This is a genomic window from Brachyspira catarrhinii (assembly GCF_005518285.1).
Taxonomy (GTDB): Bacteria; Spirochaetota; Brachyspiria; order Brachyspirales; family Brachyspiraceae; genus Brachyspira; species Brachyspira catarrhinii.
The window spans coordinates 1-6,743 of record NZ_SJDU01000105.1; the positions used below are offsets into that span (position 1 = coordinate 1).

Annotated in this window: 3 protein-coding genes and 1 pseudogene; 3 read left to right on the top strand and 1 reads right to left on the bottom strand. The window is 31.2% G+C overall.

Going from position 1 to position 6,743, the window contains the following annotated elements; translation table 11 throughout:
- Positions 1 to 202: pseudogene (locus EZH24_RS05390) on the bottom strand (ATP-grasp fold amidoligase family protein); the annotation flags it as partial.
- 503 nt (positions 203 to 705) lie between these two features.
- Here EZH24_RS05390 and EZH24_RS05395 point away from each other — a divergent pair.
- The 3 genes from EZH24_RS05395 (at position 706) to EZH24_RS05405 (ending at position 6,385) form a co-directional block, all read left to right on the top strand.
- Positions 706 to 1,650: a UDP-glucuronic acid decarboxylase family protein gene (locus EZH24_RS05395; protein ID WP_137998119.1), complete on the top strand. Its 945-nt coding sequence runs from the start codon at positions 706 to 708 to the stop codon at positions 1,648 to 1,650.
- A gap of 185 nt (positions 1,651 to 1,835) precedes the next feature.
- Positions 1,836 to 4,412, top strand: coding sequence for an ATP-dependent chaperone ClpB (gene clpB, locus EZH24_RS05400; RefSeq protein WP_137998120.1), 2,577 nt, complete (start codon positions 1,836 to 1,838; stop codon positions 4,410 to 4,412).
- Between the two features lie 1,013 nt (positions 4,413 to 5,425).
- Positions 5,426 to 6,385: a hypothetical protein gene (locus EZH24_RS05405; RefSeq protein ID WP_137998121.1), complete on the top strand. Its 960-nt coding sequence runs from the start codon at positions 5,426 to 5,428 to the stop codon at positions 6,383 to 6,385.
- Positions 6,386 to 6,743 lie beyond the last annotated feature (358 nt).

Here is a 6,743-nt window from a genome sequence, read left to right on the forward strand (position 1 = left end):
CGATTTTATCTTTAATATATTCTCTCGCTAAATATTTGTCCGCGCATTTCGTCATTAAAGGATTATGATAATATAATTTTAGCCATTGAAGTTTTTCGTTAAAAGTTTTAGGATTTTCCAAATTTAATTCGTATCCCGTTCCAATTTTAAAGAGCTTTTTTAAATTTTCTTCTCTAAATTTAAAATTATCAGAACGATTCATTTACCGTTTCTCCTCGAATTATTTTTTATTTATTTTCAATATAATATTATTCAATAAATATGTCAAGTTTTATTTTATAATTATTTAATAGCCTCGATATGTATCGTAGCTTCTATAAATAGTTTCATTTTTTTTAAATATAAAAGAGACGGAAGAGTAAATCAACCGTCCCTTTTATTATTTAATGAGTCTAATATGAAAAAACTTTTATCTATTATCAATTAATTAGACGTTTAAATCGCAAAAAAGTTCCCGCATTAATTTTATTTTTTAAAAAATTCTTAATAAAGTTTAAAAAAGAGACGGACTATATTAAATAATCCGTCCCACTTCAAATATTGAGGAGTCTCATATGAAAAAAATTTACTTATTTATCGTATAGTTAGACGAATAATTTTAAAAAAAGTTCCCGAATAAATTATAATCAAGGCTATTTTTTTGACAAATTATTAAAAACTTTATATAATGTCGTTAAAATAATCAAACAAAAAGGAAATTTTATAATGAAAAGAATCATAATTACGGGCGGAGCTGGTTTTTTAGGCTCTCATTTATGCGAAAGATTACTAAAAGAAGGAAATCATATAATATGCATTGATAATTTTTTCACGGGTTCTTATGAAAATATTAAACATTTGGAAAATAATAAAAATTTTGAAATTATAAGGCATGATATAACCGAGCCGATTCATATAGAATGCGATGAAATATATAATTTTGCCTGCCCAGCCTCTCCAATTCATTATCAAAGAAATCCCGTTCATACTTTTAAGGCGAGCGTTTTGGGAATACTTAATATGCTTAATTTGGCGAGAGAATGCAACGCGAGATTACTTCAAGCGTCAACAAGCGAAGTTTACGGCGACCCTTTGGAACATCCTCAAAAAGAAACCTATTGGGGACATGTAAATCCAGACGGTATAAGAAGCTGTTATGACGAGGGAAAACGAGGAGCGGAAACTTTAATGATGGATTACCATAGACAATATAATACCGATATAAAAATCATTAGAATATTCAACACTTACGGACCGAGAATGAACGAAAATGACGGTAGAGTAGTATCAAATTTTATTATTCAAGCGCTTAAAAATATTCCAATTACGGTTTACGGAGACGGAAGTCAAACGAGAAGCTTTTGCTACTGCGATGATTTGATTGACGGAGCTATAAAAATGATGGTAAGCGAAAATTTTATAGGACCCGTTAATTTGGGAAATCCTATTGAAATGCCCGTTATAGATTTTGCAAAAATTATAATAGAAAAAACTAATTCAAAATCCGAAATAATATTTAAAAAACTTCCGAAAGACGACCCTGTGAAAAGACAGCCCGATATAAATCTTGCTAAAGAAAAGCTTAATTGGCAGCCGAAATACAAACTCGAGGACGGACTTAAAAAAACTATAGAATATTTTGAAAATTATCTTAAAAATAAACTATTATAAAACTTGAATTTAACGATTAAAAATATCATTATTAAACATAAAAATTTGAAGAGCTATTTATATGTCGTAAAATAATACTGCATATTTGAAAAATTGATGATTATGTATCGTATATATGCATTTTTTACCGTTTTATTTTTATATAGTTTATAAGTTAAAATTAAATTAGTAATGGAGATAAAATTATGGATTATAATAAATATACTATAAAAGCCCAAGAGGCTATAAACGAAGCTGCGAATATTGCAAACGGAGAAGACCATTCGGAAATAGGAAGCGAGCATTTGCTTTTGGCGTTGCTAAAACAGGAAGATGGCTTAATCAAACCGCTTTTAGAAAGAATAGGAATTCCCGTTAATTCTTTAATAGAAAAAACTCAAAAATTGGTTAATGAAAATGTTAAAGTATTGGGAGAAAATGTTCAACTTCATTTATCTACTAACGCTGGAAAAGTTTTGGCGAAGGCTGAAAAAGAAGCTACGGCTTTGAAAGACCAATATGTTTCTACCGAGCATATATTTTTGGCTTTAGTCGATGCGGAAAACCGAGCGGGCAGAATGCTTAGAGATAATAAATTAAGCAAAAAAGAGGTTTTATCGGCTATCAAATCTTTAAGAGGAAATCAAAATATCAATAGTCAAGACCCCGAAGCGAAAATGCAGGCTTTGGAAAAATACTGCCGAAATTTAACCGCTTTGGCGAAGGCTGAAAAAATTGACCCCGTTATCGGACGAGACGAAGAGATAAGAAGAGTTATGCAGGTTTTATCGAGAAGAACAAAAAATAATCCCGTTCTTATAGGAGAGCCTGGAGTGGGAAAAACGGCGATAGTCGAAGGACTTGCTCGAAGAATAGTCTCTCAAGATGTTCCAGATAGTTTGAAAAATAAAAAATTACTCGCTTTGGATTTGGGCGCATTGGTTGCGGGAGCGAAATTCAGAGGAGAATTTGAAGAGAGATTAAAAGCGGTAATTAGCGAAATAGAAAAATCGGAAGGCGACATTATATTATTTATTGACGAACTTCACACTTTAGTCGGAGCGGGGGCTACGGAAGGCGCAATGGACGCTTCTAACCTTTTGAAGCCAGCATTGGCGAGAGGAGAATTGAGAGCAATCGGAGCTACAACATTAGACGAATACAGAAAATATATAGAAAAAGACAAAGCGCTTGAAAGAAGATTTCAGCAAGTTTATTGCAAAGAGCCTACGGTTGAAGATACGATAGCGATATTGAGAGGACTTAAAGACAAATACGAAGTCCATCATGGAGTGAGAATAAAAGACGAGGCTTTGGTTGCGGCGGCGGTTCTTTCAAACAGATATATAACGAATAGATTTTTGCCCGATAAGGCTATAGATTTGGTTGACGAAGCTGCGAGTCAATTAAAAATAGAAATAGAAAGTCAGCCTACGGAATTAGACCAGCTTGAAAGAAAGATTTTGCAACTTAATATAGAAAAACAGGCGCTTTCAAACGAAAACGATGCCGCGTCAAAAGACAGACTCGAAAAATTGGAAAAAGAATTATCCGAAATCACGGAAGAGCGAAACTCAATGAAACTTAAATGGGATAATGAAAAAAAACGAATAGAAGAGATAAGAAAATTAAAAGAAGAATTGGAAGAATTGAATATAAAAGAAACTCAATATACAAGAGAAGGCAATTTGGCGAAAGCTGCGGAAATTAAATACGGAAAAATCCCCGAGCTTAATAAAAAATTGGAAGAAGCGAATATTGAAAATTCAAATTCGAAAAGTGACGAAAAAAGATTATTGAAAGAAGAAATTTCCGAAGACGACATCGCTCAAGTAATATCGGTATGGACGGGAATTCCCGTAAGCAAAATGCTTGCAAGCGAAAAACAGAAATATTTGCAGCTTGAAGAAGTTTTGCATAAAAGAGTAATCGGGCAAGACGAAGCTATAACTTCAGTAGCGGACGCTATAAGGAGAAACAGAGCGGGACTTTCGGATGAAAATAAACCGCTTGGAAGTTTTTTATTTATAGGACCTACGGGAGTTGGAAAAACGGAACTTGCAAAAACTTTGGCAGATTTTCTTTTTAACGATGAAAGAGCTTTGACAAGAATCGATATGAGCGAATATATGGAAAAATTTTCTGTAAGCCGATTAATCGGAGCGCCTCCAGGATATGTTGGTTATGACGAAGGCGGACAATTAACCGAAGCGGTGAGAAGAAGACCTTACAGCGTAGTTTTATTTGACGAAATTGAAAAAGCGCATCCAGATGTTTTTAATGTTTTGCTTCAAGTTTTGGACGATGGCAGATTGACGGACGGACAAGGCAGAGTCGTAGATTTCAAAAATTCCATAATCATAATGACGAGCAATTTGGGTTCGGATTTGATACTCGAAGCAAAAAATACGGACGATATAAGAGGAAAAATTAACGAGCTTTTGAAAGTTTCTTTTCGCCCCGAATTCTTAAATAGAATAGACGAAATAATAACTTTCACAAGGCTCGATAAAAAATATATTAACGCCATAGCTAAAAATCAGATTGAAAAAGTTGCCGAAAGACTTAAAGACAGAAGAATAAATTTGGAAGTGTCGAGCGAAGCTATAGATTTTATTTCCGATGTCGGTTATGACGCGCAATTTGGAGCGAGACCTTTGAAAAGAGCGATACAAAATTATATAGAAAATCCTCTTGCAAAAGAAATTCTTGCGGGAAAATATTTTGAAGGCGACACTATAAAAATAGCAAAAGGCAAAGACGGTTTGGTTTTTGAAAAATAGTTATTTAGATTTTAATATATTTTTAAAAATATAAACCGAGTTTTTATAACAAGAACTCGGTTTAATTTTCTAAAATTATTATAATTATTCAATTAAACTAATACTAATGTATATCAATAACATTAGCATTTTCTGTAGTTAAATTAAAAATTTTATCGAAAAGCGCTTTATCTTTATCATAAACCGTAATTGGTTCGTTTATACCATTTAAAAAAATTTTTAATGTATTAGTATAATCATAAAATTTGAACGAACTAATTTCATCTTTGATAAATTAATTATTGACATTTTTCTCTCTGCGCGCCTGTGGCGTGAAATTTGATAAATTTGGAATAGATAACAAATTTTATATTGGTTTATTAAATTTTATGAATTCATAAACCGATATTAAACATATAAAAAAGTTATTGACTTATTTTATTAAATTTGTTATAATAACGATAGATAATAAATTTTATAATTTGACAAGTAATTATTTTGTGAATTTTTTACTTGACTTTTTTAGAAAGTTTGTTATTATATTTTTAGATAAAAAAATTAGGAATAAAAAAGGTTGTATAAAAACTGCGTAGCGCACTCTGTGGGCTGTAAGCCCTGGCAAATTTATTTGACAGAGCCTTTAAGCGAAGCAGTTTTTAGGATTATAAATGAAAACGGTTTGTAGAATTAAAAATTTTATATTGGAAACGATTAAGGCAATTCTATCAAGTTTCTTTAATTATACAAATATATACAAATATATACAAATATATACAAATATATACAAATATATACAAATCCTATTTAATTATAACATTAAACGGGATTTTTGTCAATACTATAAAAAATTATTTTCATTTAGTCATTACGAGCGCAAGCGAAGTAATCCGCAGAAAAAAGACTTTATTTACTTTGTATTGCTTCACTTCCTTTCAGTCGTTCGCAATGACAAATTATTTCAATTCGGAAATATTAAGTCGAATCTACGGCTTTTTATTTATAAAAAAATTTAATTACACAGGAGGATTTGCATCATGACAAATCTAAAAACAATTTTTAAACAAAAATCAAAATTATTATTAACTTTCTTATGTCTGCTCGGTATGTTGTTTTCTTACAGTTGCTCTTGCAGGAATAGGGCTACTCAACCTCCAGTTACAACCGACACCAATACGTCTACTCCACCTCCAGTTACAGCCGACACAGGGCTTACGGGCGGAGTAGATAACGGAAGTGGAGGACTTTTATATACTGTCTCATCTACTTTATCGAGAAATTTAATGGTTGTAAATTCTGATGGAACTGATACAACATTCCCGATAACTGTAACCGTTGTGAATGCCGATATATCAAGTTTTATAGTTAGCGGTATTGACGGATTAGAATTAGAAAATAATAATGGCGCTTTTAAAGTAAAAAACGGTTTTAATAATATTCAAAATAGTGAAACGGAAGTTACTTTAAGCCTAAACTATAAAAAGAAAGCTGCGGCAAAAGAAAAAGATACTATTTCTCCAGATAAAGAAGATTTGATAATTAAAGTTATAAAAGCTACAAAAATATCATTGGATAATCAGGTAAAGAATATATTTGGTAGTAAAGGAGATATAAGGGCAATGAATGTAGACGGTGTTACATTTTTAGTTGATAGTGTAACTCTTGAAGGAACGAAGTTTATATTGGATACAGTAGGAGCTGATAATACTACTGGAAATGACTATGAAACAAAAAAAATTGGAAAAGAATTTTTTGGAAGTGATGAGTTATTGAAGCAATTAAAAAAATCAATCCTCACAGGAGGTAGCCTTGTAAATTATGTATCTGAAATAACCTACAATAAAACTTTACCAAATGGAGATGCTCAAGTTTTTTATTATACTTTAACTACTAAAGATGATGATAGTCTAGAATTTGACAATAAAGAGTTTAGCGTAGAAATTAAAAATGATAAACATTCAACTACTGGTAGGTTAGCAATTGAGTGGACAGATTAAATTAGAAATTAGTTAGTAGTAAAATAGATTATAGAAAAATAGTTTAAACTATTATTTAAGTAAAAGGTTGATAAGATTTTTGATTTTTAAGAAGCCCCATGCAGAGATGCATGAGGCTTATTTTTTTATATATTTATAATAGAAAAGAGCAAGTTTATAGTTTGTCGATTTCTTCGAGGGTTAAGCCTGTGATTTCGCTTATAAGGTTAATATCCATGTTTTTTGATTTCATTGTTTTTGCTATTGTATAACTATTTTCTTTTATTCCTTCGAGTTTGCCTTCTTTTATTCCTTCAAGTTTCCCTTTTTCAATTCCTTCTTTAATTCCTTCTTTACTTCTTTAATTCCTTCTTTAATT

Coding starts and splice junctions, on each gene's coding strand:
- EZH24_RS05395 (WP_137998119.1), top strand. CDS start 706: ATGAAAAGAATCATAATTACGGGCGGAGCTGGTTTTTTAGGCTCTCAT.
- clpB (WP_137998120.1), top strand. CDS start 1,836: ATGGATTATAATAAATATACTATAAAAGCCCAAGAGGCTATAAACGAA.
- EZH24_RS05405 (WP_137998121.1), top strand. CDS start 5,426: ATGACAAATCTAAAAACAATTTTTAAACAAAAATCAAAATTATTATTA.